At 73.4% G+C, this 25,777-nt stretch carries 22 protein-coding genes and 1 pseudogene; 12 read left to right on the forward strand and 11 right to left on the reverse strand.

Annotated elements, in window-relative coordinates; genetic code table 11:
• Positions 1–9: 9 nt before the first annotated feature.
• From FHX74_RS05960 to FHX74_RS05985, 6 genes and pseudogenes are all read right to left on the reverse strand, one after another.
• On the reverse strand, positions 10–918 hold the full coding sequence (locus tag FHX74_RS05960; protein ID WP_182559196.1) for a type II secretion system F family protein: 909 nt from the start codon (positions 916–918) through the stop codon (positions 10–12).
• A complete protein-coding gene (locus tag FHX74_RS05965) occupies positions 915–1,796 on the reverse strand; it encodes a type II secretion system F family protein (RefSeq protein ID WP_182559197.1) in 882 nt (293 codons plus the stop codon). The genes FHX74_RS05960 and FHX74_RS05965 overlap by 4 nt, the downstream gene beginning before the upstream one ends.
• Positions 1,797–1,891: 95 nt before the next feature.
• A pseudogene (locus tag FHX74_RS05970) lies at positions 1,892–3,259 on the reverse strand (CpaF family protein); the annotation flags it as partial.
• Positions 3,260–3,438: 179 nt separating this feature from the next.
• Entirely contained in the window at positions 3,439–4,293 is an 855-nt protein-coding gene (locus FHX74_RS05975; RefSeq protein WP_182559198.1) for a hypothetical protein, read from the reverse strand.
• Positions 4,294–4,296: 3 nt separating this feature from the next.
• Positions 4,297–4,944, reverse strand: a complete 648-nt coding sequence (locus FHX74_RS05980) for an SAF domain-containing protein (protein WP_182559199.1) — start codon at positions 4,942–4,944, stop codon at positions 4,297–4,299.
• Between the two features lie 266 nt (positions 4,945–5,210).
• Entirely contained in the window at positions 5,211–5,876 is a 666-nt protein-coding gene (locus FHX74_RS05985; RefSeq protein ID WP_182559200.1) for an RNA polymerase sigma factor, read from the reverse strand.
• A gap of 922 nt (positions 5,877–6,798) precedes the next feature.
• Here FHX74_RS05985 and FHX74_RS21030 point away from each other — a divergent pair.
• From FHX74_RS21030 to FHX74_RS06000, 3 genes are all read left to right on the forward strand, one after another.
• Positions 6,799–7,326 carry a DUF3592 domain-containing protein gene (locus FHX74_RS21030; protein WP_182559201.1) on the forward strand — a complete coding sequence of 176 codons (528 nt, stop codon included), beginning with the start codon at positions 6,799–6,801 and terminating at the stop codon, positions 7,324–7,326.
• A 209-nt stretch (positions 7,327–7,535) separates the two neighbouring features.
• Positions 7,536–8,435: an ABC transporter permease gene (locus tag FHX74_RS05995; RefSeq protein WP_182559202.1), complete on the forward strand. Its 900-nt coding sequence runs from the start codon at positions 7,536–7,538 to the stop codon at positions 8,433–8,435.
• Positions 8,436–8,472: 37 nt separating this feature from the next.
• The gene (locus FHX74_RS06000) at positions 8,473–9,315 is read left to right on the forward strand and encodes an ABC transporter ATP-binding protein (protein ID WP_182559203.1); all 843 of its coding nucleotides are present in this window, start codon (positions 8,473–8,475) and stop codon (positions 9,313–9,315) included.
• 37 nt (positions 9,316–9,352) lie between these two features.
• Here FHX74_RS06000 and FHX74_RS06005 read toward each other — a convergent pair whose 3' ends face one another.
• The gene (locus FHX74_RS06005; RefSeq protein WP_182559204.1) at positions 9,353–9,742 is read right to left on the reverse strand and encodes a hypothetical protein; all 390 of its coding nucleotides are present in this window, start codon (positions 9,740–9,742) and stop codon (positions 9,353–9,355) included.
• A gap of 91 nt (positions 9,743–9,833) precedes the next feature.
• On the opposite strand from FHX74_RS06005, the gene FHX74_RS06010 reads away from it, so the two are divergent.
• Entirely contained in the window at positions 9,834–11,186 is a 1,353-nt protein-coding gene (locus FHX74_RS06010; protein ID WP_182559205.1) for an MFS transporter, read from the forward strand.
• A gap of 37 nt (positions 11,187–11,223) precedes the next feature.
• Here the strand turns inward: FHX74_RS06010 and FHX74_RS06015 are convergent, their stop codons facing one another.
• On the reverse strand, positions 11,224–12,729 hold the full coding sequence (locus FHX74_RS06015) for a CCA tRNA nucleotidyltransferase (protein WP_407941471.1): 1,506 nt from the start codon (positions 12,727–12,729) through the stop codon (positions 11,224–11,226).
• 162 nt (positions 12,730–12,891) lie between these two features.
• Here FHX74_RS06015 and FHX74_RS06020 point away from each other — a divergent pair, with 162 nt between their 5' ends.
• The 5 genes from FHX74_RS06020 to FHX74_RS06040 all read left to right on the forward strand — a co-directional run bounded on the left by FHX74_RS06020 (position 12,892) and on the right by FHX74_RS06040 (position 21,301).
• Complete coding sequence (locus tag FHX74_RS06020; RefSeq protein WP_182559207.1) at positions 12,892–15,021, forward strand: hypothetical protein; 2,130 nt, start codon at positions 12,892–12,894, stop codon at positions 15,019–15,021.
• Entirely contained in the window at positions 15,014–19,078 is a 4,065-nt protein-coding gene (gene murJ, locus FHX74_RS20150) for a murein biosynthesis integral membrane protein MurJ (RefSeq protein WP_182559208.1), read from the forward strand. Before FHX74_RS06020 ends, murJ begins: the two co-directional genes overlap by 8 nt.
• Positions 19,075–19,836: an RNA polymerase sigma factor SigM gene (sigM, locus tag FHX74_RS06030; protein WP_182559209.1), complete on the forward strand. Its 762-nt coding sequence runs from the start codon at positions 19,075–19,077 to the stop codon at positions 19,834–19,836. Before murJ ends, sigM begins: the two co-directional genes overlap by 4 nt.
• Before the next feature lie 167 nt (positions 19,837–20,003).
• Positions 20,004–20,474: a hypothetical protein gene (locus FHX74_RS06035; RefSeq protein WP_182559210.1), complete on the forward strand. Its 471-nt coding sequence runs from the start codon at positions 20,004–20,006 to the stop codon at positions 20,472–20,474.
• Positions 20,471–21,301, forward strand: coding sequence for an anti-sigma factor family protein (locus FHX74_RS06040; protein WP_182559211.1), 831 nt, complete (start codon positions 20,471–20,473; stop codon positions 21,299–21,301). The genes FHX74_RS06035 and FHX74_RS06040 overlap by 4 nt, the downstream gene beginning before the upstream one ends.
• Positions 21,302–21,317: 16 nt before the next feature.
• Here FHX74_RS06040 and FHX74_RS06045 read toward each other — a convergent pair whose 3' ends face one another.
• Positions 21,318–21,761 carry an adenylyltransferase/cytidyltransferase family protein gene (locus tag FHX74_RS06045; protein WP_328823665.1) on the reverse strand — a complete coding sequence of 148 codons (444 nt, stop codon included), beginning with the start codon at positions 21,759–21,761 and terminating at the stop codon, positions 21,318–21,320.
• Positions 21,762–21,938: 177 nt separating this feature from the next.
• Between FHX74_RS06045 and trxB the strand changes: the two genes are divergently transcribed.
• Positions 21,939–22,955, forward strand: a complete 1,017-nt coding sequence (trxB, locus tag FHX74_RS06050) for a thioredoxin-disulfide reductase (RefSeq protein WP_182559212.1) — start codon at positions 21,939–21,941, stop codon at positions 22,953–22,955.
• Between the two features lie 50 nt (positions 22,956–23,005).
• The gene (trxA, locus tag FHX74_RS06055; RefSeq protein ID WP_182559213.1) at positions 23,006–23,329 is read left to right on the forward strand and encodes a thioredoxin; all 324 of its coding nucleotides are present in this window, start codon (positions 23,006–23,008) and stop codon (positions 23,327–23,329) included.
• Positions 23,330–23,407: 78 nt separating this feature from the next.
• On the opposite strand, the gene FHX74_RS06060 is transcribed toward trxA, so the two are convergent.
• Together FHX74_RS06060 and FHX74_RS20680 are read right to left on the reverse strand one after the other, a co-directional pair.
• Entirely contained in the window at positions 23,408–24,019 is a 612-nt protein-coding gene (locus FHX74_RS06060; RefSeq protein WP_182559214.1) for a GNAT family N-acetyltransferase, read from the reverse strand.
• Between the two features lie 55 nt (positions 24,020–24,074).
• Positions 24,075–24,209, reverse strand: coding sequence for a hypothetical protein (locus tag FHX74_RS20680; protein ID WP_268925924.1), 135 nt, complete (start codon positions 24,207–24,209; stop codon positions 24,075–24,077).
• Positions 24,210–24,370: 161 nt separating this feature from the next.
• Here FHX74_RS20680 and FHX74_RS06065 point away from each other — a divergent pair, with 161 nt between their 5' ends.
• Positions 24,371–25,702: an aminotransferase-like domain-containing protein gene (locus FHX74_RS06065; protein ID WP_407941464.1), complete on the forward strand. Its 1,332-nt coding sequence runs from the start codon at positions 24,371–24,373 to the stop codon at positions 25,700–25,702.
• Positions 25,703–25,777 lie beyond the last annotated feature (75 nt).

Below are 25,777 nucleotides of genomic sequence, written 5' to 3' on the forward strand. Positions count from 1 at the left end.
GTGGACAACTCACGAGCCGACGATCCTGAGCAGCGGCGGGACCAGGAAGATCAACCCGAACACCAGCGCGGGCAGCGCCATGAACACCGTCATGCCTTCGGAGACGGCGTTGGCCTCACGCTGCTGCGTCGCCAGGTGCGCGTCGCGGAGCTCCTTGACCCGGGCCCGGAGGGCGGCCGACAGGGCGGCTCCGCTCTCGTCGAGCTGCATGACGTCGGCGAGATCGGCCAGCTGCGGGAGGTCGAGTCGCTCGGCCACCCGACGGAGCTCGACGAACGGCGATTGCTGCTCGAGCCGTGCGCGTTCGAGCGCGGCCCGGATCTGCCGGAACACCGGCGCCTCGCTGAGGTTCGCCGCGTTGTGCAGCGCCTGGGTCGCCGAGGCGTTGGCCAGTCGCTCGAGCGTGACCAGGTCGATGTAGGTGAGCAGCGCCGCGCCGGCGTCGGTCCGCGAGTCCTTGGCCCGGGCCCGGAGCTGGAGGTCGGGGACGAAGAACCCGACCACCCCACCGAGCAGCGGCACGAGGACGGGGACGGCGACCGGCAGGGTCCCGGACAGCAGGGCCCAGCAGCCCACGAGCACCGCCGGCATGATCACCCCGGCCACAGCCAGCACCGCCTTGTCGGCGTAGAACTCGGCGACCGGGATGCCGCGGAGCTCGAGGTCGCGACGCTGTCGGCGCGTCAGCGGGACCGGCGTGCGGCGCGCCAGCCAGGCGCCGAGCCGGTACGTGCGCCCGGCCCCCTCCGGGGACACGGCGACCGGTTCGCTCACCGGCTCGTCGAACAGACCGCCGACGACGTCGGCCAGCACCGGGGTGCGCGGGACGAACGCCACCACCAGCGCGATCAGCCCACCGGTGACCAGCACGCCGGTCGCGAGCACCAGCGCCAGCGTCAACCCGGCTCCGGTGATCATTCCCGACCCCCGACCAGGATCCGGTCGCCCGGCCGGGTGCGGGCGCGGAGTCGCAGCACGACCAGCGAACCGAGGTAGGCCGAGACCAGCGCGAGCAGCAGGACCTGGCCGAGCGGGCTGCCGTACGGGGCGAAGAAGTCCCGCCCGAAGGCAAACGCGAGCCCGAGGGTGACCCCGGTGATGATCGTGACCTGCCGGACGACAGTGAACGGCTTGGCGCGTTCGGTCTCCACCTCACGACGGCCGGCCAGCTGCGCTTGCAGCGAGTCGGCCAGAGCGGTCAGCGTGGTGGACGCTCCGGTGGAGCCGCGGTTGGAGGCCAGGATCAGCGCGGCGACCACGCCGTCGGCGTCCGGGGAGTCGAGCGCGTCGGCGAAGCGCATCAGCGCGTCGCGGGTGTCCCACCGGTTGTTCAGCCGGGCGACGAGGACGCCGAGCTCGGTCTCCAGCTGAGGTGGCGCGGTGCGGCGGGAGAGCCGGATCGCGTCCGGGATCGACTTTCCGGTGGGGAGCGCCGCCGAGAGGGTCCGGACCCAGCGGTCGAGCGCCTCGAGCAGCTCGACGTCCCGCGGCTTGGGTGCCACCAGCACCAGCGGCAGCACCAGCGCGGCCATCGGGAACAGCAGCACGGCCACCACCCAGCCCGTCAGCGCGGCCACCAGCACGCCCGCGACCGTCGCGCCAAGCAGCACCAGGTCGCGTCGACGTCCGGCCGGTCCGCTCGGACGGCGGGTGAGCCGCGCCCAGCGGAGACCGACGCCGGTTCGTGGCCCGGTGCGGGCCGGTGTCGGCTCGCTCCGGCGGAGCCCACGGACGATCGCCAGGACGCCGAAGACGAGGGCCGCTCCGCAGAGCGCGGCCCCGACCGCGCCGGTCACGGTCGGACTCCCCGGCGGAAGTATTCAGAAGGGACGGACCCGGCGAAAGCTTCGTCCTCGGTGCCGAGGCCCTCGCCACCGGGGAGCGGGCGGCGGAAGGGCGCGAGCTCGGCGGCGAAGTCGGCGTCGGGGAAGAAGCCGGCCGGTTGCCGGCCGTCCCCGCCGGCGCTGTAGGTCAGGTGAGTGGTCGGGCGGTCGGCCTCGATGGCGCGGGTCACCTGGCGGATCTCGCTGACGAACCGCTGCCGGCGTCCGCCCTTCCACGTGTCGTCGATCAGCCGGATGTGCACGAACAGGCTGATGTTGTGCGCGATCTGCCGGTAGGCCTCATCGATGGTCAGGACCCCGCCCTGTGCGACGCGGGACGCGAGCCGGTCCATCGTCGAGGCGGCCGAGTGGGAGTGGGTCGTGGACAACGTGCCCGCCCCGGCCTGCATCGCCTCGAACATCGCCGCGGCCTCGCCGCCGCGCACCTCGCCGACCACCAGCCGGGAGAGGTTCTGGCGGAGCGCCTCGGGCATCAGGTCGGCGACCGTGACGTTGCCGAGCGACTCCCGGCCCTGCACCTCGCCGTGCCCGACGCGCGCCTGCAGAGCCAGGATGTTCTGCCGTCCCGGTTGCCGGTGGGTCATCAGCTCGTAGTCGGTCTCGAGCGTGCCGAACCGCTCGGTCGTGGGGATCGCGTGGATCAGGGCGCGGAGCAGGGTGGTCTTGCCGGCGCCCTGATCCCCGGAGATGACGATCGACTTCCGCGCCAGCACGGCGGCGTCGAGGAACCGGGCCACCTCGAGCGGCAGCATCCCGCCGCGGACGAGGTCGGCGAGCGACACGTCGGTGAGGATGTGCTGCCGGATCACCACGCTCGGCCGGTAGGACAGCCCGAACCCGATCGCGTGCAACCGGAACCGCTCGCCGAGCGCGAGGGTCATCGTCGGGTGGGTGTCGTCGAACGGACGGCTGGGGCTGGCGTTCTCGCCGAGGAACCGGATCGCGTCGACCAGCTCCTCGTCGCTGTCGGCGACCGGCGGGAAGGTCTCGCGATGCCCGTCGCCGTACTGGACAACGACCGAGTCCCAGCCGTGGATCTCGATGTTCTCCGCGTCGGGCAGCTCGAACAGCGGCTGGAGCCGACCGAACCCGAACACCGCGTCCTCGACGGCCCGCACGTAGGACTGCTCGGTCTCGGCCGACCAGAGCGCTTCGCCCTCGCGGTGCAGCGCCCGGACGTGGTCGGCGACGACCCGCCGGATGACCGCGCGTCCCATCAGCAGCCGGTCCTCGGTGGGCATCGGCCGACCGAGGTCCGCCAGGTGCGCCTGGGTCTGCTCGGTAATCCGCTCGGAGGCCTCCTTGCGGAGCAGCACGACGCGTGGCCAGTCCACCTCCTCGCCGGCCCGCCGCGGCGAGAGCCGACGGCCGCCGTCCGGCTCGCTTCCCGGGCGGCCAGACGCCGAGGATCGCAGGGTGCCGGCTCCGCGCGCCGCGAGCGTCTGTTCAGCCCGCAGATCGGTTGCCGTCGAGGGGCCGGCCCCGGCGAACAGCGGCAGCTCGGTGAGCCCACGCGGCGGCGTCCGGTCGGCACCGACTGGCTCTTGAACGTCTTGGCGTCGGCCGGGTCCGTGGCCGAACCGCGTGCCGCCGCTCACCGTCTGCTCCCCGGCACTGCAGCGACCCCGACCGGTTCGGTGGGCGACGGCCGCGGCGCCGCGGCGGCCCCATCGTCGAGCCGGTCGCTCCGGCTGCCGATCCGCGCCTGCAGCTCGGCGCCGACGTGCGGCAGCGCCCGCGGGAGCGGCGCCGTGTCGAAGCGGCGCGAGCGGCGGCCGCCGTCGACCAGCGCGGCGGCCGACTCGGGGTCGTCGGGGACGGTGCTCAGCACCGGCAGGCCGAGCAGCGCGGCGATCTCGGCGGACCGGTAGGGCCGGCCCTCGCCGATCACGACGACGCCGGCGAGGTCGCCACCGCCGGCCAGCCGGGCCTGCTCGGCCAGCTGGGTGCCGTGCCAGCGCGCGGCGGCCAGCGCCCGCAGACTGCTCCGGGTCACCAGCGCGCACACGTCGGCGCGTTCGAGCAGGGCCTGCGGCACCCCGCCGGCCCCGAGTCGGCCGAGGTCGACGACCACGTCGATGCCGCTGTCGCCGAACCGGACGAAGGTCTCGGCCAGCTCGGGCCAGACCGGCTCGAAGAGCGCGGCGTTGCCCGGCCGGACGAACCCAGGGAGCAACCGGCGCGAGGTGGCCGGGTCGTCGGCGAGCGGCACGGTCTGGTCGCTGACCACCTCGCGGAGCGGTCGCCGGTCGCGGTGACCCTCGGCGACGCGCAGCAGCCCCTTGCCGGTGCGGACCTGACCGCCGAGGAACCCGGCCAGCACGGCCTGCGAGGCCGAGGGATCGGCGTCGACCAGGATGACCGACCGCGGCCAGGTGAGGGCGAGGCCGAGGGCGAGCGTGGTCACCCCCGGTGCACCCGAGGCGGACGCGAGCACGAGGACGGCCACCGCTCAGCGCTCCGGGTCGCGGACGAGGACCAGCCGGTCGGTCGCGGCCAGCGCGGCCGCGGCGCCCGCCTGCGCCGACGCGACATCCAGATCGACGACGACCGACTGGCGGTCGGCGGTCGGGGTCAGCGAGAGGACGGTGGCGTCGATCGACAGCCCGCTGTAGTCGTCGCGGTAATCGGGTTGGGCACCGGACGGCGGCAGGGCGATCAACCGGACCGGGCTGCTCGGCTGGAGGAACCCGGTCGGGGCGCGCCCGGCCGCGAGTTTGACCCCGACCACGCTGTGCCCGGTCTCCGGCAGCACCGTCCGGGCCACGGCACCGGGGGCCAGCAGGGTGCCCTGCATCAGGTCCACGGTGGCCTGCTGGCCGACCAGGCCGGCGAGCTCGGTCGCCGGCACGGTCCGGATCCCCGCCGTGTTGCCGACCCGGACCACGGTGAGGTCGTCGGCGGTCAGCGTGGTGCCGCGGTAGACGGTGGAGCGGACAGCCACCACCTCGCGGGCCTCCGAGGCTTGGTTGTAGAGGAAGAACGCACCCAGCGCGCCGAGACAGAGCGCGACCACCCCGAGCGCGATCCACCTGGGGCTCCGTCGCACCTTCGGTGCGGCGGGCGCGGGCAGCCGAGGCGCCGGCGCGCCAACGTCCATGTCTACGTTCCCTCTCGTGTTCCCCGTGCGCACCGGACCACGGCCGTGGGCTCGCACCGCACGCGGCGGTCCGGGAATCCGTCAGCCGGGCCATCCGGGACGAGGGTGGAGCGACGTCCGGGACCCAGGGGCCGAGCGGCGACGGATAACCAGATCTCAACACACAGAGGGTTCGTCGTGGGCCGAACCGGAGAATTTGCGGCGGGATCGATCACGACGCATCGGATCCGCCGTGGTCGGCATCCGCCCCGAAACCGGCTCGCCACCTAGGCCGCCGCCAGCTCGCCGGCGTGGGCGGCCAGCCGGCGGACGGCGCGGCTGCACCGGTAGCGCACCATCGCGTGGCTGATCCGGAGCCGCTCGGCGACGTCGGCGCCGGGTCGGCCCTCGACGTAGACGGCGTGCAGCACCGCCTGGCTCTGCGGGTCGAGCAGACCCAGTTCGGCCGCGGAGGCGATCACCGCGGTCGCCGAGACGCCGCCGGGCTCCGGCGTGCCCAGCACCCAGCCCGGGAGACCCGGACCCAGCTGGTCCACCGGGTCATCGGGTCCGCCGCCCTCGGACCGGACCGCCTTGAGGGTGTCGAGGGCCAGATTCGCCGCGATCCGCCGCGGCCGGCGCTCGAGCGGGTAGGTCCGGACCCGGACCCACAGATGGGTGAGGTAATCGTCGAGGTCCGCGCTCGGGTCGCGGTGCGCCATCCGGATCATCTTGGGCACCATCGCCCGGAGCAGCACCAGTGCGGCCACGCCGATCGGTCCGGACGGGTCCGACCGAGTCCCGCCACCCTCCTGCTCGGCCCGGATCAGTCGGCCGAGCACCGGATCGGGATCCGCACCGACCCGCGCGAGCACGTCGGCCGGCGTGCGGCAGTCGGCCAGCCGTGGCTCGTCAGCCCAGTCGGCGATCTGCCGCTCCGGCCGGTCCGCCACCTGAGACCACGTGGCCTGCAACCGCGCCCCCAGCCCGGACGGCGCTGAGACCGCTATCCCGTTCCGCCCCGTCGTCGACGTCATCTGCACCACTCCCCCGGCTCTCCTGGCCGGCTTCCCGACCGGCGCTCCGAGCCTGGTCGGCGGGTGTTGTCCGTGGTGTTGTCCAGCCCTGCCGAGGTGTTGTCCGGGCGGAGGGATGTGTTGCCCGCTGCCGTCCGTGCTGGGTCTCTGACGCGGTCGAACGAACAACCTCAGGACTGGCTGAAGCGACCTCAAGAAATCGTCAGGAACCGGGCGATCCCTTGAGCCAATCTTGAGCCGACGCTGGTGATTCGAGCAGAAAAACTGAAGGTTGAAGGGTCAATCTGAACCCGTCGCACCTCCGTGGGAAACCGCGGACCCTGGGGCGTCGGAGCAATCTTGGAGGGGTGTTCCGACGCCTCGAGCGGGACTTCGTTCGAGGCATGGTCCGGTGCGTGGCAGGGCCTCGACCCACAAGGATCCATGGGGATGGATCAGTGCAGGTTCAGCGACTGACTGCGCTCGTGCTGGTGTTCGGGGGATCACCGCAGGCACGACGGAGCCGGGGCTGGTCGACGAGCCGGTCCCGCTGGTGACAGCCGGCGGGGCCGGTTCGTGTTCTCCGCTCAGGGCCACGGCGTCTCGCTCGCGCTTCGACGGGCTCAGCGCACGTCCCACCCCGCGCTTCGACAGGCTCAGCGCACGTCCCACCCTCACCACCCGCACGCGCTTCGACAGGCTCAGCGCACGTCCCACCTCACCGCCCACCCCGCGCTTCGACAGGCTCAGCGGACGTCCCGGCCCCAGGGCTGAGTGCGGGCGCAGAAGGTCTGTGGAGGATCTGTGCCCCGTGTCGATCGGCCCGGTCGGCGGTCGGGTCACGGCTAACCTGACGCCCGTGAAGTGGTTCCGATTCCCCCGGGTGCTCGGCGTGGTCGCCGTGGTCTACCTGCTGGCGGTGGCGGTGCTCTTCGCCCGGCTCTCGATGGAGAACCGCTCGTTCTTGGCCAACGCCGACTCCACCCAGGGCACCGTGGTGGCCCTGGTGCCGCGCACCTTCAGCGGCGGTGAGCGCGGCCCCGGTCTGCACCGCAACCGCGGCGTGCCACTGGCCCCCGAGATCCGGTTCACCGTCAACGGCCAGAGCTACACCTACACACCGGTCAACGGCCGCTACAAGCCCAACGTGCGGATCGGCGACCAGGTGACGATCCTCTACTCCCCCGACGACCCGGCCAGCACCGCCCGGCTCGCCGGCGAGGGACGCGTGGTGATCCCGGTGATCACCATCGGGTTCGCGCTGCTCGCGGTGGCGCTCGTGGTGGTGCTGGTCCGCACCCGCAAGCTCGGTGCGCCGCCCCCCGCCCAGCAGCAGCACCAGGCCGGCCGCCGGCCGCCGCAGCCCGAGCTGCCCCGCGCCTCCTGACCAACCCGACCCGCGACCGGACGTCCGCCGCGGGCCCTCCCGACGTCGGCCGGGACGACTGTGGACACCCTGTGGGAGCGCCGCGTCGGACTGGTCGCGGTCCGGGCGCTCCGTGGCAGACTGACGCGCGGCCTGCCTACGGCGGGCCGGATCCCGGCCGGACAGGCGTCCGCCGCGGGGTCACCCGACAGGCGCGAAGGACAACACCCATGGCGGTCGTCGACGCGAGCGAGGTTCCCGACAGGGAGTTCGAGCCGGTCTACCACCTCTACGGCCCGCACCGGGCCGGTCTGCCGAACCTCGCGGTCTACGCCAAGGAGCTGTGGAACCGCCGGGCGTTCGCCACCGAGATGAGCAAGGCCAGCATGCGCAGCGCCAACACGCTGACCTTCTTCGGCCAGGCCTGGCTGGTGCTCAACCCGCTGCTGCTCGCCGGCGTCTACTTCCTGCTCATCACCATCCTCGGCCACTCGGTCGGCGGCGGCACCGCGACGCCGATGCAGCACTTCGCGCACCTGACGCTGGCGCTGTTCGTGTTCACCTTCTTCTCCACCAGCTGCAACACCGGGGCCAGCTCGGTCACCACCTCGGGCAAGCTGCTGCTCAACACCGCGTTCCCCCGGCTGCTGATCCCGCTCGGCGCGGTCCGCACCGCCTTCTTCCGCTGGCTGCCGACCGTCCCGGTCTACATCGTCTTCCACTTCCTGGCCGGCCTGCCGATCCGGCCGCACGCGCTGATCGCGCTGTTCTTCCTCGGCTGCATCGTGCTGTTCTCGATGGGGATGGCCTCGATCTTCGCCACCCTGCAGGTCTACTTCCGCGACACCTCGAGCTTCCTGCCCTACATCCTGCGGCTCTGGATGTACATGTCGCCGGTGCTCTGGTTCGCCGACCAGATCAACGGCCAGTCGGCCCCGATCCAGGCCATCGCCCAGTCCAACCCGATGTTCGGGATGGTCCGCGGCTACGTCGACTTCATCCAGGACAAGAACCCGCACGTGCACCCGGTGGTGTTCGCGATCAGCGCGGCCTGGGCGATCGGCGCCGCGGTCGTCGGATTCCTCTACTTCGTCTCCCGGGAGCGTGATTTCGCTGTCCGTGTCCTCTGAGCAGACCGGCCTGTCATCCGGCAGGATCGGAGCCACCATGACCACGCCGCCCACCCCGCCGACGCCGGGTTCCGCCCCGGACCCCCGGCGCACGAGGGCCGAGGCCGAGCGCACCGACCTGGCCGCCCGGGTCCGCGACGTCTCCATCACCTACCGCACCACGTTCGAGAAGAAGCCGACGCTGAAGCAGGCGCTGGTCCGCTTCGGTCGCGGTCAGCGCGCGGTCAGCGAGATCCAGGCGCTCAAGAACGTCAGCTTCGAGGTCCCGGTCGGCACCTCGCTCGGCATCGTCGGCGCCAACGGCGCCGGCAAGTCGACGCTGATGCGCGCCCTGGCCGGCATCCTCCCGCCCACCAGCGGCACGGTGGAGACCTGGGGCCGGGCCAGCACCCTGCTCGCCCTCGGCGTCGGGTTCAACAACAGCCTCTCCGGACGCGAGAACGTCATCCTGGGCGGTCTGGCCGCCGGCCTGAGCAAGGAGGAGGTCGAGGAGCGCGCCGACGAGATCGCCGAGTGGACCGAGCTCGGCGAGTTCATCGACATGCCGATGCGGACCTACTCCTCGGGCATGTTCTCCCGGGTGGCGTTCTCGGTGGCGGTCCACATGGAGCCCGACCTGTTGATGATCGACGAGGCGCTCTCGGCCGGCGACGCGCACTTCCGCGAGAAGGCCAACGCCAAGATGGAGGAGCTCCGCGGTCGGGCGCGCGCGATGTTCCTGGTCAGCCACGGCCTGGGCAGCATCAAGGAGATGTGCTCCGAGGCCATCTGGCTCGACCACGGCCGGCTGATGATGCAGGGCAGCCCGGACGAGGTCGTCGACGAGTACATGAAGTTCCTCAAGGTGAAGAAGACCGCGACCACCACCGAGGACATCTAATCCGAGCCCGGCCGGTCCGAACCCGGCCGGGAGCGGCTCAGCCCTCGGCCAGCCGCCGGTCGAGGAAGTCCTGGATCGGTCCGGTCTCGCCGTCTCGACCGCCCTGGCCGACGATCAGCGGCGGCGGGGACGGGGTCAGCTTCACCCCGCGGAACCGCTCGGCCAGCCCACCGGGGACGACCAGCACGTAGTAGCTGCCGTCCTCGCCGACGGCCACGCTGCGGTTCTTCCGCAGGTACCAGCCGGTCTTGTCGGTCCTGACGCTCTGCCCCGACAGCAGGGTGGCGCGGAGCGGCTCGGGCGCCACCCCGCGCTCCCGGGCGGCCTGCACGAACGCGTCCACCAGCTTCTGCGCCCGCAACGACTCCGAGCGGGCGTGACCGGCGGCCAGCTCGGCCCGGCGGCGTGCTTCCTCGGCGCGCGACACGCGGCGATGCTACGCGGACCGGTGGGTAGCGTGTCCGGGACGGCCGAACCTACCGACGTGCACCAGGGGTTGGGTCAGAGGAGGTGGACGAGTGCAGTTCGTACGCGGCCTGCGACGGCTGTGGCGCCACCGGCTCTTCCGCCGGTTGCTGGCCGTCCGGATCGCCACCCAGTCGACCGACGCGCTGCTCCAGGTGGCCCTGGCCTCCTACGTGCTGTTTTCCCCCGAGCGCCAGCCCGACGCCGGCTCGATCGCCGCAGTGCTCGCGGTCACCCTGCTGCCGTTCTCGGTGCTCGGCCCCTTCGTCGGCGTCGTGCTCGACCGGCTGTCGCGCCGGCAGGTGCTGCTGGTCGTCGACCTGACCCGGGCGGCGATCGCGCTCGGCTTGGCCGCACTGGCCGCGACCGGCGTCCGCTCCGGGATGGTCGAGTTCGGCTTCTACGGGCTGGTGCTGCTGGCCATGAGCCTCAACCGCTTCCTGCTCGCCGCGCTGTCCGCCGCGCTCCCGCACACCCTCGAGCCCGACGAGTACCTGGTGGCCAACTCGGTGGTGCCGACCGTCGGACCGGCCGGGGCGCTGGTCGGTGCCGGGCTCGGGACGGTGCTCCGGGTGCTGCTCGGCGGCGCCCTGCCCGCGTCTCAGGCCGACGCCGTGCTGTTCGTCGTGGTCGCCGCCGGGTTCGTGCTCAGCTCCTCGCTGGCCCTGCGGATCGGACGACGCGAGCTCGGACCGGACGACGTGCCCGGGGACGCCGGGGCCGGCCGCACCCGCGCCGCCGAGGTGGTCACCGGGCTGGTCGAGGCGCTCCGCCACCTCCGTGAGCGCCGGGCCGCCGGGCTCGGGCTGATCACCATCGGGGTCTCCCGGGTGGTCTACGGCGTGGTGTTCGTGGCCACCATCCTGGTTTACCGCAACTACTTCCACCCGCCGCAGGACGTCGACGCCGCGATCGCCGATCTCGGCCTGCTGGTGGTGATCACCGGTGCCGGGTTCGTGGTCGCCGCCGCGGTCACCCCGCCGGTGGTCCGGCGGATCGGTGCCCGCCGCTGGATGACCCTGTGCCTGCTCGGCTCAGCCGTGCTCCAGCTGTTCCCGGGCGCGATCTACCGCCGCCCGAGCCTGCTGGTCGCCGGGTTCTGCCTCGGCCTGCTGGCCCAGAGCATCAAGATCTGCGTGGACACCTTCGTCCAGGCCGACGTCGACGACGACGTCAAGGGTCGCGCGTTCGTGCTCTACGACATGGTCTTCAACGTCGCGCTGGTGGTGGCCGCGGTGATCGGCGCGCTGGTCCTGCCCCACGACGGACGCTCGGTGCCGATCCTCGCGGTGCTCGCCGGTTGCTACCTGTTGTTCGGGGTGGGCTTCTGGCTGCTCAGCCGGGGGCTCGACCTCGACCGCGGTGGCGAGTCGCTCGACGAGCCGGCCGCGGCCACCGCGAGCTGACCCGGCGTCGCCCGGGAGCTCTCCGGGACGTCTCCGCTCAGCCCGCCTGGCGGGCCGCCCACCAGGCGCGGAGCTCGGCCTCGGCCCGCTCCGGGCCGAGCGGACCGTGCTCGAGCCGCTGCTCGAGCAGATGACGGTAGGCCTCGCCGACCGCCCGGCCGGGCGGGATGCCGAGCAGCGCCATGATCTGGTTGCCGTCGAGGTCGGGCCGGATGGCGTCCAGCTCCTCCTGCTCGGCCAGCAGGTCGATCCGGTGCTCGAGCTCGTCGTAGGCCCGCCGCAGCCGGGTCGCCTTGGCCTGGTTGCGGGTGGTGCAGTCGGCCCGGGTGAGGATGTGCAGCCGCTCGAGCTGGTCGCCGGCGTCGCGTACGTAGCGACGGACCGCCGAGTCGGTCCACTCGGCGTCGCTCCCGGCCAGGTCGCCGTAGCCGTGGAACCGCAGGTGCAGCGCGACCAGGTCGCTGACCGCCTCGACCACGTCGCTGGGGAACCGCAGCGCGGTCAGCCGCTTGCGGGCCAGCTTCGCCCCGACGACGTCGTGGTGGTGGAAGCTCACTTTGCCGCCGGGCTCGAACCGCCGGGTCCGGGGCTTGCCGATGTCGTGCAGCAGCGCGGCCAGGCGGTTGACCAGGTCGGGGGCGTGTCCGCGTTCGCGTTCGAGCGCGATCGCCTGGTCGAGCACGGTGAGGCTGTGGGCGTAGACGTCCTTGTGCCGGTGGTGCTCGTCGCGCTCGAGCCGCAGTGCGCCGAGCTCGGGGAGGAACACGTCGGCCAGCCCGGTGCGGACCAGCAGGTCGAGGCCGACCCGCGGTCGGTCGGCGAGCAGCAGCTTGGTCAGCTCGTCGCGGATCCGCTCGGCCGAGACGATCGACAGCCGCTCGGCCATCGCGGTCATCGCCGCCAGCACCTCGGGCGTCGGCGCCAGCTGCAGCCGGGTGGCGAACCGGGCCGCCCGGAGCATCCGGAGCGGGTCGTCGCTGAACGACTGCTCGGCGGTCGCCGGCGTCCGCAGCCGGCCGGCGGCCAAATCGTCGAGGCCGCCGTACGGGTCGACGAAGGTGCGGTCGGGCAGCGAGACCGCCATCGCGTTGACGGTGAAGTCGCGCCGGATCAGGTCCCCGTCGAGGGTGTCGCCGAACTGCACCACCGGCTTGCGGCTCTCGGCGCGGTAGACGTCGGCGCGGAAGGTCGTCACCTCCACCTGCCACTCGCGCGGCTCGTCGGTGCCGGCGTTCCCCGCGGTACCACCGGGACCGGAGTCGGCGGCGAGTCGACAGCCGACCGTGCCGTACTCCTTGCCGATCGTCCAGACCGCGCGGCTGAGCCCGCGGAGCAGCCGCTCGATCTCGTCGGGGCGTGCCGAGGTGGTGAGGTCGAGGTCGTCGCCGAGCTCGCCGCGCAGCGCGTCCCGGACGCTGCCGCCGACCAGGTAGAGCTGGTGGCCGGCGTCGGTGAACGCCGCACTCAGCCGGTCCAGGGCCGGCCCGACGCGGACCAGCTCGGCCACCGCCTTGCGCTGGGCCTCGCGCCGCTCGCGCTCCACCCCGGCGGCTGGCGGGCCGACGGGGCTGTCGGCACGGCGGGTCGGCGAGGAAGGCACGTCGCGGCATCTTAATCGCCGTCGCGCTCCGGCCCGTCTCCTCGCGCCGCCGTACCCGCTGCGCAGCAGACCGTCCGGCCCCGGACCGGCCATTACCATGGCTCGGTGCAGCCCGCCCCGGACACGTCTGACCGTGCCCGCGGGCGAGTGTCGGCCCGGACGTCGACCCGGGTGCCGCTGCGCGGGCTGCGCTGGCTGCTCGCCGTGCTGCTCGCTCTGGGGACCACGGCGCTCGGGCTCGGGTCACCGGCCCGCGCCGCCGCCGACGAGCCGGTGCCACTGGTCCGGATCACCGTGAAGAGCTTCTCGCCGGCCGTGCTGCAGCCGGATTCGACGGTCACCATCACCGGGACGGTCACCAACATCTCCGGCCGCCCGCTCGCCGCGCTGTCGGCCTACACCTGGCGCTCGGCGCTCCCGATCACCACCGGCGCCGGGCTCGAGGCCGCCGCGACGTCGGTGTCCAACGACCCGATCGGCGAGCGGATCAGCGAGTTCGGCCGGTACGACGTCCTGCTCGACGGCTCGCGCACCCTGGCCGACAAGGCCAGCCTCCCGTTCACCCTGCGCACCAGCACGAAGGAGCTGCTCGGCGACAACCCGGCGAACGGGGTCTACCTGATGGGCGTCCAGGTGCTCCAGCCGAGCTCGAACCTGGCCATCGGCCGGGCCCGGATCTACGTCCCGGTGGTCAACCCGAGCCAGTCGACCGGCACCGCCTCGACGGTCAAGCTGAGCTCGCTGGTGATGCTCGACACCACCCCCTCGCTGGTCCGCACCGGTGTGCTGTCGAGCGACCGGCTGGCCACCGAGGTGCGGACCGGCGGCCGGCTCGACCGGCTCCTCCGCAGCGCGGAACGGCCCGACATCAGCTATGCCGTCGACCCCGACCTGATCGCCACCCTGCGGACGATGAGCGCCGGCTACCAGGTGCTCGGCAGCGACGGCCGGCTGGTGGCCGGCAGCGGCCGGACCGCCGCCCAGGACTGGTTGCGCCGGTTCGCGCTGGTCCAGGCCGACCACGACGGCTTCCGGCTGCCCTGGGCACGCTACGACCTGCCCTCGCTGGTCCATGCCGACCGGCTCGGGGTCGCGCAGGCCGCCGAGACCGCGGCCAAGGCGGTCGACGCGGTCGGCGACCTGCCGCTGCTGATCGCCCCCGCCGGCGGGTACGCCGACCAGGCCACCCTCGACGCGGCCCGGACGCTCGGCGCCCGGGCGGTGCTGCTCGACAGCGCCGGCGTCGGCGGGCTCGGTCCGCTGCTCCGCCGGCCCGACGGGCTGACCGTGCTGACCTACGACTCCACCAGCTCCTCCGGCGGCCCCGGCCCGGCGCCCGACACCACCGCGGTGCACCTGCGCCAGTCGGCGCTGGCGGCCAGCTACATCCAGGCCCTGACCGCCGACCCGGGGGTGACCGTCGGGCAGCTGCGGGTGGTCAGCGACCCGGACCAGGCGGCCGGGGACCTCAACCCGTCGACCGCGCCGTGGCTCCGGATCAGCTCGGTCGGCGACCTGCTGGCCGGCAACCCGATCACCTGGACCGGGCGCCCGGACTACCCGGCGAACGCCCGCCGAGCCGAGCTGACGCCGGCCGAGCTGACCGCCACCGACGACCTCGGCACCGACTACGCCACCCTCAGTCAGCTGCTCGCCGACCCGGCCGGCCTCTCCACCCAGCGCGACCAGGCGCTCCCCCGGGTGGTCAGCGACACCTGGCGTGGCCAGGCCGGCGACCAGGAGGAGTTCGTCGAGCAGCAGGCCGCCCCGTTCGACCAGGTGCTCCGCGGCGACCTGATCCGGCTCGAGGCCCGCGACCTGGTGCTCACCGGCTCGGCCGGCAACGTCCCGCTCACGGTGGTCAACGGCTACAGCCAGCCGATCCGCGTCCAGGTCACCTTCACCTCACCCAACCGGCAGCGGCTCAGCGTCGCCGACGTCCCCGCGGACAAGGTCGGCGTGGTCGCCGCGGACGACCGGATCCCGATCACCGCCGAGGTCGAGGCCCGGGCGCCGGGCGCGCTCCCCGTCCAGGCCCGGCTGACCACGGTCGACGGCACCCCGATCGGCAAGGTGGTCACCATCCAGATCAACCCGACCCAGGCCAGCCGGATCGGTTGGCTGATCTCGGTCCTCGCGCTGGTGGTGCTGGTCGGCTCGACCGCCTTCCGGATCCGCCAGGTGCGCCGCGAACGGGCCCGGCAGGAACCCGCGGGCGGAGCCACCGGTGGCTGAGCTGCGGACCCGGGGGTCCGGCGCCGGGACCGCCGAGCCAACGGCCGAGGCGGCCGGGTCCCGGCTGATCTCGGCGACCGCGGTGATGGCCGCCGGCACGATGGCCTCGCGGGTGCTCGGCTTCGTCCGGATCGCGCTGCTGTCGTTCGCGCTGGGCAACGCCACCCCGCAGGTGGACACCTTCAACATCGCCAACGGCATCCCCAACATGCTCTACATCCTGCTGGCCGGCGGGGTGCTCAACACCGTCTTCGTCCCTCAGATCGTCCGGGCGATGAAGAACGACCCGGACGGCGGCGAGGCCTACACCAACCGGCTGGTCACCGTCGGGCTGCTCGGGCTCGCCCTGATCACCACGGCGGCCACGCTGCTGGCTCCGGCGATCATGTGGCTCTACACCGACGGCCGGTGGAAGCTGCCGGTCAACGCCGGGCACTTCGACAACATCGTGGTGCTCGCCTACCTCTGCCTGCCGCAGATCTTCTTCTACGGCGTCAACGTGCTGCTCGGCCAGGTGCTCAACAGCCGCGGCGTCTTCGGGCCGATGGCCTGGTCGCCGCTGGCCAACAACGTGGTCGCGGTGCTGGTGCTGGTCGGCTACGTGGTGGTCTGGCCGCCGCTGCGCGGGCTGCAGGACCAGCCGTTCACCCTCGAGCAGCTGCTGGTCCTCGGGCTCGGCGCGACCGCGGGGATCGTGCTCCAGGCCGCGGTGCTGATCCCGTTCATGCGCCGCGCCGGGTTCCGCTACCGGCCGCGGTTCGACTTCCGCGGGGTCGGGCTGGGCCGAACCGCCTCTTTGGCCAAGTGGACGCTCGGCTACGTCGTGGTCACCCAGGTGGCGGTCTGGGTGGTGACCCGGCTGGCCAGCGGCGCCACGCTGGCCCCGGCCGGCCCCGGCGACCCGGGCGGCGAGCACGGCGCCGGGCTGACCGTCTACAACAACGCCTACCTGCTCTGGATCCTGCCGCACAGCCTGATCACCGTCTCGCTGGCCACCGCGATGCTGCCGTCGGCCTCCCGCCGGGCCGCCGCGGGCGACCTGGCCGGCGCCGGGCAGGAGGCCATGCGCGCGCTCCGGCTGGCCACCACGGTGATCGTCCCGGCCGCGGTCGCCTTCCTCGCGCTGGCCTTCCCGATCAGCGATCTGCTCTTCGGCAACGGCAGCGGCGCCGGCGACTGGCGGCTGATCGCCTGGACGCTGACCGCCTTCGCGGTCGGACTGGTCCCGTTCACCTGCCAGTACCTGTGTCTGCGCGGCTTCTACGCGCTCGAGGACACCCGGACGCCGTTCTTCATCCAGCTGGTGATCGGCGCGGTCAACATCGTGCTCGCGCTGCTGTTCGTGCTCCCGGTCGGACGCCCGGACGCGATCGCGGTGGGACTGGCGCTGGCCTACGCCCTCTCCTACGTGGTCGGGCTCGGGGTGTCGTTCCGGCTGCTCCGTCGCCGGCTGCCGGTGCTCGACGGCGCCGCGCTGGTGCGGCACTGCGTCCGGCTGGCGGTCGCGGTCGCGCCGGCGGGGCTGCTCGCCGCCGGGATCTGCGCGCTGGTCGGGCTGTGGTCGCAGGCGCTGCCCGCCCGGGCGCTGGCGTTGGTGCTGGCCGGGGTGGCCGCGTTGGCCACCTTCGCGCTGACCGCCCGGCTGCTGCACATCGCCGAGGTCCTGCAGCTCGCCCGCCAGCTGGGTGGACGGCTGCCCGGCCCGGCCCGTCGGCTGGCCCTGGCCTACGCCGGGCCGGCCGCCAGGAGCGCCGTCGTCCCCGGCGCGGGAGAGGTCACCGATCCGCATCGGTCCGGCGATTCCTCCGGGGAGTGCACGGCCCGGTCTGGCACCATCGGGGACGACGAGGCCGCAGCGACCAGCCGACACGCCGGCGCGGGCGGACCACTGGCCGGGGGACCAGGCTCGATCGCCGCTCCGCACGACCCGACCGGGTCGGTGCCGACGCTCGAGGGTCTGGCCGCCGCGGAGTCGTCGATCGACACCCACGTCGGCGACTCCGGTCACTCTGGGTCAGGACACACCATGGCCAGCAGCCCCACCCGCACCCCTGACGGTGCGACGCTCGACCGCTCCGACGACCCCGCAGACACCTCCGTCCCCGGCCCGGTCACCGACCCGGCGGTCACCGACGCCGGTTCCGCGGCCACCCCCACCGTCGAGCACCCGGCCACCCTCGAACCACCGGCGCCCGGCGCGGACGTCCCCGAGGACCTGCACCTGCCGCCGGGCACCGTGCTCGGCCGTCGCTACCGGCTCGAAGAGCTGCTCGTCTCCGCCCAGCCCGCGGTCACCTGGCGGGCCTTCGACCAGGTGCTCTCCCGCTCGGTGCTCGTCCACCTGCTGCCGGTCGGCGACGCCCGCGCCCCGCGGCTGCTCGACGCCGCCCGCCGGGCCGCCATCGCCACCGACTCCCGCTTCCTCCGGGTGCTCGACGCGGTCGACGTCACCGAGCAGCCGAGCGCCGGGGTGGCCGGCCAGACGGCGGGCGAGCCGGGCTCGATCGGCTCCTACATCGTCTGCGAGTACGCCACCGGGCAGAGCCTGCAGACCCTGCTGGCCGGCTCGCCGCTGACCGGGCTCGAGGCCGGCTGGCTGCTCCGGGAGATCGCCGACGCGATCGCCGGCGTCCACGCGCTGGGGCTGCACCACCGCCGGATCAACCCCGACACCGTGATCATCACGCCGGCCGGCAACGTCAAGATCGTCGGTCTGCTGATCGAGGCCGTGCTCCGCTCGCACCCCGGTCAGGCCGACGAGCCGGACCCGGAGGCGAACGGCGCCCGCGAGGAGGCCGCCGACGTCCGCGACCTCGGCCGGCTGCTCTACGCCTGTCTGGTCGGCCGCTGGCCCGGCGGTCCCGCCTTCGGGCTGCCCGCCGCCCCGCACACCCGCGACGGCGGTTCGGACACCCCCGAGCCGGTGGCCACCGACCCGGACGCCACCCAGCCGTTCGCCGCGGTCGGCGTCAGCGGACGTCCGGTCGACGAGGGCGCGGTCGGCGCCGAGGACCACCGCTGGCTGACCCCGCGGCAGGTCCGGCACGGGGTCTCGCCCGCGCTGGACCGGATCTGCGACCAGCTGCTCAGCCCGCACCCGCGGCACCGGGTGCCGCCGATCGCCACCGCCGCCCAGCTGGTCGACGAGCTCAGCCGGGTGCTCGGACCGGCCGACGCCTCGGGCGACCTCGAGCGCCGGCTCCGCCACCCGGGCGGCAGCACCGCCGACGCGACCCCGCCCGGGGTGCCGCGCTCGGCGTTCCTCGACTCCGCCGGCACCAGCTGGTCCCCCCGCTCCCCGCGGAGCCCGGGGCGGCGGACGGCCAGCGCCGTCTCGCCGTCGGCCCGCGTCCACGCCCCCGTCGCCGGTCTGACCACCGCGCCGGTCGGGCGGGCCACCCGGCCCACCGAGCCCCCGCGGACCTCCGGTCGGCGACACCCGCGCCGCTGGATCGCGTTGCTGATCGCGCTCGCCCTGATCGCCGTCCTCGCCGTCGCCATCGGCACCGCCCTGACCCGCGGACCGGGCACCAGCGCCACCGGACCGAGCTCGAGCCGGCCGTCGACCACCCCGAGCGCGGCCGCCGCCCCGAAGACGGTGCCGATCGTCGCCGCCCGCGATTTCGACCCCACCGCCCAGGGCGGCAACGGGACCGAGAACCCCAGCCAGGTGCCGCTGGCCTACGACGGCAACCCGAAGACCCGGTGGACGACCCTCACCTACTACGGGAGCCCGAAGCTCGGCCGGCTCAAGGACGGGGTCGGGCTGGTGCTCGACCTCGGCGCGCCGGTCCCGGTCCGCGACGTCACCCTGCAGCTCTCCGGCGACGGGACGAACGTCCAGCTCCGGGTGCCGCAGAACGCGTCCGACGCCCCGGTGATGAACACCGACCGCGCCTGGCGGACCGTCGCCTCGGTCAGCGGTGCCGGCGCGCAGGCCACGCTGACCCCCGCCCAGCCGGTGACCACCCGTTATGTTCTGGTGTACCTGACCTCGCTGCCGAAGGAGGGGAACGGGTACCGCGGTGGGATCTACGAGGTCGAGGTGCAGCAGTGACCGAACCGGCGACGACGCCGGGCGCCCCGCATGCCGCTCCCGAACCCGCTCCGGAACCTGACGACGCCACCCTGCTCCGGGCGCACGTCGAGGGTGACCCCGAGGCCTTCGGCCGGCTGATCGCCCGGCACCGCGACCGGATGTGGGCGATCGCGTTGCGGACCATGCGCAACCCCGACGACGCCGCCGACGCGCTGCAGGACGCCTGCGTGTCGGCGTTCCGCCGGGCCTCCGGGTTCCGCGGCGACGCCCAGGTCACCACCTGGCTGCACCGGATCGTGGTCAACGCCTGTCTCGACCGGCTGCGCCGGATGAAGGTCCGCCGCGCGGACCCGCTGCCCGACGACCCGGACCGCAGCCCCGAGCTGGCCGCCGAGCTCAGCCGCGCAGCCGACACCGACGACCCCGCCGTCCGCAGCGAGGAGACCTCGGAGGTCGTGGCCGCGCTCCGCCACCTCAACCCCGACCAGCGCGCCGCCCTGGTGCTGGTGGACATGGAGGGCTACTCCGTCGAGGAGGCGGCCGCCATGCTCGGCTGCGCCGCCGGCACGGTGAAGAGCCGGTGCGCCCGCGGCCGGGCCAAGCTGGCTCCGCTGCTCGCGCACCTGCGGATCGAGGACGAGCCCGGCGACGCCGACCCCGACGCCACCCGGCCCGGCCCGGCCCCGGCCGCCCCACCGCGGGTCGGCACCCGCCGGGCTCCGGTCCCCAGCGGCAGCGACCCACCGCGGGCCGGCACCGGAGCACACCGGACCTGACCCCGCCGGTCCGGACCCCGCCGGTCGCCGAGTGGAACCGAGCGACCGCGGCGTGCGTCTACCCGGTACGGGTGGACTGCGGCGTCGCCGCAGCGCCGTCCGACGCCGACCCGAAACCCCCGACCCCCGACCGACCGCCAGCCACCCGACCGCCGAGAGGAGCGCCCATGGCCGAGCCGTTGACCCTGGCCTACAACTGGCGCACCCCGGCCGTGGTGTCGACCAGCGGCCTGGTGCTCTGCCTCGGGCTGCTGATCCACGCGCGCGCGGACGGCTGGCTCGGCGTGTGCGCGGTGATCGTGCTGTTCTGGGCCGCGTTCATGGTGGTGGTCTGGCTCCGGACCCGCGCCCGGATGGCTGTCGACGGGGCCGTCCTCACCGTCCGGCACTACCGCGGCACCCACCGGCTCGATGGCCGGAAGGTGGTCGCGGTGCGCGAGTACGTCACCGGCAGCGGACCGAGCTACAAGGTGCGGCTCTCCGGCGACCCCAAGGTGTACTTCGTCCCCACGGCGCTGATCCGGCGCGGACACTCGAGCTTCTTCGACTGGGTGCTGCGCTATGCCCCCGACGCCGAGCTCGACCGGCGCTCGCGGCGCACCATCGACCTGCTCCGGACCCGGGGGCTGCTCGAATGACCGACCGACCGCAGCACCTGACCAGCGAGGAGCTCGCCGACTACGACGTCGGCCTGCTCGACCCCGCGCGGACCGAACAGGTCCGGCTCCACCTGGCCGTCTGCCCCACCTGCGCGAGCGCCCTCGCGGACGTCCGGAACGTCAGCCGGGTCCTGGCCCGCGAGCCGCGTCCGGCCCTGCCCGCCGACGTCGGCGTCCGGCTCGACGCCGTGCTGGCCGAGCTGGCCCGGGCGGAGAGCCGGATCCGACCGCCGGAGGGCGATCGTCCCGGGCCGACCGGCGGTGGGACTCCGCCCGGGACGGCGGCGCCGTCCGCGACGCCGGTGCGACGTCGGTCCGGGGAGCCGGCAGCGATCGGCGACGACGACGGTCGGGCCCGCTCGCTCGCCGCCCCACGACCGACCCTGGGCTCGCTGGAGAGCAACTTCCGCCGGCACCGACGGCGTCCGCTCCGGTTCGCCTTCGCCGCTCTCGGTGCCTGCGCGGTGGCGGGGGCGGTCGGGTTCGGCGGTTACCTGCTCAGCGCGGTCAGCGGCCACAACGAGCCGTCCGCCGACAGCCCGATCGTGGTTTCGGGCAGCGAGCTGGGCAGCTCGTCGGCGGTCGAGAACACCAGCGGCCTCAGCCCACACCGGTTCAGCGCCGCCTGGAACTGCGCCCGCAAGGCCACCGACGGCCGGATCAGCGGCATCGAGAGCTCGGTGGTCAACGGCGAGCCCGGGCTGCTGGTCTACCTCCGCGGCAGCAACGGCACCACCCGGGTGGTCTTCGTCACCGGTTGCGCCACCGGCCGTCCGTCCGCCGGCCCGTCGGCCACCATCCGCTGACCCCGAACGGTCCGGGCTAGAGGTTGGCGATGTGCTCGATCAGCGCGGTGGTGGAGATCGACGGCGTCCGCGGCAGGTAGATCACCTTGGCCAGGTCGGAGCAGAAGTCGAACTTGCCGGCCCAGTCGTCGCCCATCACCAGCACGTCCGCCTCGTGCTCGACGATGTAATCGCGCTTGAGCTCGAGGCTCTCCTCGACGAACACGGTGTCGACGGCGCGCAGGTTGGCCACCAGCTCGAGCCGCTCCGCCTGGCTGAACACCGGGTAGCGCCCCTTCTTGCTGAAGTTGAGCGCGTCGGAGGAGACCCCGACGACGAGTCGGTCCCCCAGCTCGGCGGCCCGGTTGAGCACCCGGACGTGACCGACGTGGAGCACGTCGAAGGTGCCGAAGGTGATGACGGTGGTCCCGCCGGCCGGCGCGTCCACCGCGTCGTCGGACCCGTTGCTGGTCTCGCTCACGTGCACTCCTCGACTCGGCTCCGGGCCCGGCGCGGCCCGGAAAGGGCTGCGTCACCGTGCGTTCACCTTAGACGTCGGCGCCCCGCCGGCCCGGAATATCACGCCCGGGATGCCGGTTATGGCCACGGTAGGGTGAGGCTCCGACCGGGAGCCCACAGCGCAGAGAGCTGGATGCCAATGACGCAGCAGGACACCTCGCGGCAGCAGGACCAGGTCCGCGACGTGATCATCATCGGGAGCGGGCCGGCCGGTTACACCGCCGCCACCTACGCCGCCCGCGCGGAGCTCAAGCCGCTCGTCTTCGAGGGCTCGATCACCGCCGGCGGCGCGCTGATGAACACCACCGAGGTGGAGAACTTCCCCGGCTTCCCCGAGGGGATCCAGGGTCCCGACCTGATGGACAACCTCCGCAACCAGGCCGAGCGCTTCGGCGCCGAGCTGGTCGCCGAGGACATCACGGCGGTCGACCTGACCGGGCCGGTCAAGGAGGTCACCGACGCCAACGGGACCGTGTTCCGGGCCCGCGCGGTGATCCTGGCCACCGGGTCGAGCTACCGCAAGCTCGGCGTCGCCGACGAGGACCGGCTGTCCGGGCACGGGGTCTCGTGGTGTGCGACCTGTGACGGGTTCTTCTTCCGCGACAAGGACATCGCCGTGGTCGGCGGTGGCGACTCCGCGATGGAGGAGGCCACCTTCCTGACCCGGTTCGCCCGGTCGGTCACCATCGTCCACCGGCGCGACCAGCTGCGGGCCAGCAAGATCATGGCCGGCCGGGCCGAGCGCGACCCGAAGATCCGGTTCGCCTGGAACTCCGAAGTGGCGGCGCTGCACGGCGACCAGGCCCTGACCGGCGTCACGCTCCGTGACACCACCGACGGCAGCGAGCGCGAGCTCGAGCTCAACGGGCTGTTCATCGCGGTCGGCCACGACCCGCGTTCGGAGCTGCTGCGCGGCCAGGTCGACCTGGACGCCGAGGGCTACGTGCTCACCGAGGGCAAGTCGAGCCGGACGAACCTGCCGGGCGTCTTCGCCTGCGGCGACCTCGTCGACCACACCTACCGGCAGGCGATCACCGCCGCGGGCAGCGGGTGCGCGGCGGCGCTCGACGCCGAGCGCTACCTGGCCGATCTCGACGATCTCGACGGCGGTCTCGACGCCGCCGTCGCGGTCCGCAGCCCGGCCACCGTCGGCTGACCCGACCCTTCCGACTCACCTTTCCAAGAACCAGAACGAGGAGTACAGCCATGGCTGCCGTCAGCGAGGTCACCGACGCCGACTTCGAGCAGAAGGTGCTCAAGTCCGACAAGCCCGTCGTCGTCGACTACTGGGCCGACTGGTGCGGGCCGTGCAAGCAGGTCGCCCCGATCATCGAGGAGCTGGCCAACGCCCACGGCGACAAGGTGACCTTCGTCAAGATGGACACCAACACCAACCCGGTCACCCCGGCCAACAACCACGTGCTCGGGCTGCCGACGATCCAGGTGTACGTCAACGGAGAGCTGGTCAAGGCGTTCAAGGGCGCCAAGAGCAAGTCGGTGCTGCTCGGCGCCATCGAGGAATACCTCTGAGGCTCGGATCGGGCGACCGACCGGCGGGTCGGGCCGGCTGAGGTCGCGATCCCGACGCCGGTCGGCTCCTGACCGAGCTCAGGACGGGGTCGCGGCCGAGTCGCCGTCGACCCGCACCGCCTGACGGCCACTGTGCTGGAACCCGGCGGGCTGCGCAGGGATCGGCTTGGCGACCAGCCCGGTCAGCCGTTCCCACGCCGCGGCGAGGTCCGGGCGCCAGCGGGCCGTGGTCGAGACGTCCATCCGCAGCCGGGGTTCGAGTGGGTGCGGCTGGACGACCCGGAAGCCGACCGCTTCGAGAAAGGCCTGCGGGATCCGGTCGGGTCGTTCGGCCGCCGCTGACCCCGAGCGTGCGGAGCCGGGATGCCCGACCGCCTCCAGCGCGATCGCGCCGCGCCTCGCGGCCTCGCCTGCCGCGTTCTGGACGAGCTGTCGACCGAGCCCATGCCCGCGCAGACTGGGCTGCACCCAGGCCGCGGTCAGCGCGGCCGTCCGCGGATCCGGCCGGAAGAGCGTCCAACCGTCGACCGCGGGAGCCAGCGGGCTCGGGACGAGGACGACGAAACCGGTGACCTGTCGGTCCTGCTGGCTGACCACACCGCACAGGCCCCAGCTGTCGACCGCCTCGGCGGCGGTCCGCGCGGGCAGCTCCGGGTCGGCAGGCAGCTGATCGAGATCGGCGGCCGTCATCGGTCGGATCCTCCGCCCAGACCCCATCCGCCCAGACCCCATCAGCCCGGGCCTCTCAGCGATCCGCGCGCGGGCGGGGCTTGGCGAGTCCCGCGGCGAACCCGAGCAGCAGGCCGGCGAGGACGCCGAGGACCAGCCAGGCCGCCCACCGCGCCCGCCGGGGCGCCGGGGGGAAACTCTGCCGAGCCATGCCGGTCATGCTAGTGCGCCGCGCAGCGGGTGAGCCGCCCGCGGCCTGAACAGTCGGCGAACGCCGGGCCGGGGGTTCGCCCGGCCGGCGTCCCTGAGTCACGACGTCCGTCGCGGTGCCCGAACCGGGCTGCGCGGGTCGGAGTGCGGCACACTGGTCGGGTGAGCGAGGAGCCCGTCACCCGGCCGGTCCCGGCCCGACGCCGGGACACCCGGCTGGACGCGTACGCCCACAACTACGCCGAGCGGACCTTCGGGATGACCGCCTCGGCGATCCGGGCCCTGTTCGCCGTCGCCAACCGTCCCGAGGTGGTCTCGCTCGCCGGCGGGATGCCCAACATCTCGGACCTGCCGCTCGACGTGGTCTCGTCCACGCTCTCCGACCTGGTGGCCGAACGCGGCACCCAGGCCATGCAGTACGGCGCCGGCCAGGGCGAACCGATGATCCGTGAGCAGATCTGCGAGGTCATGCGGCTCGAGGCCATCCAGGCCCACCCCGACGACGTCACCGTGTCGGTCGGCTCGCAGCAGGGTCTCGACCTGCTGACCCGGATCTTCTGCGACCCCGGTGACGTGGTGCTGTGCGAGGCGCCCAGCTACGTCGGGGCGCTCGGGGTGTTCCGGGCCTACCAGTGCCAGGTCAGCCACGTCGCGATGGACGAGCACGGCCTGGTGCCGGAGGCGCTGACCGAGGCCCTGGCGGCGCACGCCGCCGCCGGGCGCCGGGTGAAGTTCCTCTACACGATCCCCAACTTCCACAACCCGGCCGGCGTGACCCAGACGCTCGAGCGCCGCGAGCGGATCATCGAGATCGCCCAGGCTGCCGGGCTGCTGGTGGTCGAGGACAACCCGTACGGTCTGCTCGGCTTCGACGGCGACCCGACCCCGGCGATCCGCTCGCTCGACGCGGACAACGTGGTCTACCTCGGCTCGTTCTCCAAGACCTTCGCCCCGGGCTTCCGGATCGGCTGGGTGCTCGCACCGCACGCCGTCCGGGAGAAGCTGGTGCTGGCCCAGGAGTCGGCGACGCTCTGCCCCCCGGTGTTCAGCCAGTTCGCCATCTCGGCCTACCTGAGCCGACACGACTGGCGCGGCCAGATCAAGCAGTTCCGCGAGATGTACCGCGAACGCCGGGACGCGATGCTCGCCGGGCTGCAGACGCACATGCCGGCCGGGACGACCTGGACCCGTCCGACCGGAGGGTTCTTCGTGTGGGTGCGGCTCCCGGAGGGGCTGGACGCCCAGGCCATGCTCCCCCGCGCGGTGTCCGCCCGCGTCGCCTACGTCCCCGGCAACTCGTTCTACGCCGACGGGCTCGGCAGTCGGCACATGCGGCTGTCGTACTGCTTTCCGACGCCCGAGCGGATCATCGAGGGCACGCGGCGGCTCGGCGAGGTGATGGCCCACGAGGCGTCGCTGCACGAGACCTTCGGCTTCCTCGGCAGCGGGGCCGCGGGCGGGCCGTACGAGGCGCCGGGCGCCAACCAGAGCTGACCGACCATGATCGGTAGGTCTCGCGATCATGGTCGTGAGCGGCTGATCACCGGGGAACGCGACGAGCACGGAGGA

Source organism: Microlunatus kandeliicorticis (assembly GCF_014137855.1).
GTDB classification, from domain to species: domain Bacteria; phylum Actinomycetota; class Actinomycetes; order Propionibacteriales; family Propionibacteriaceae; genus Microlunatus; species Microlunatus kandeliicorticis.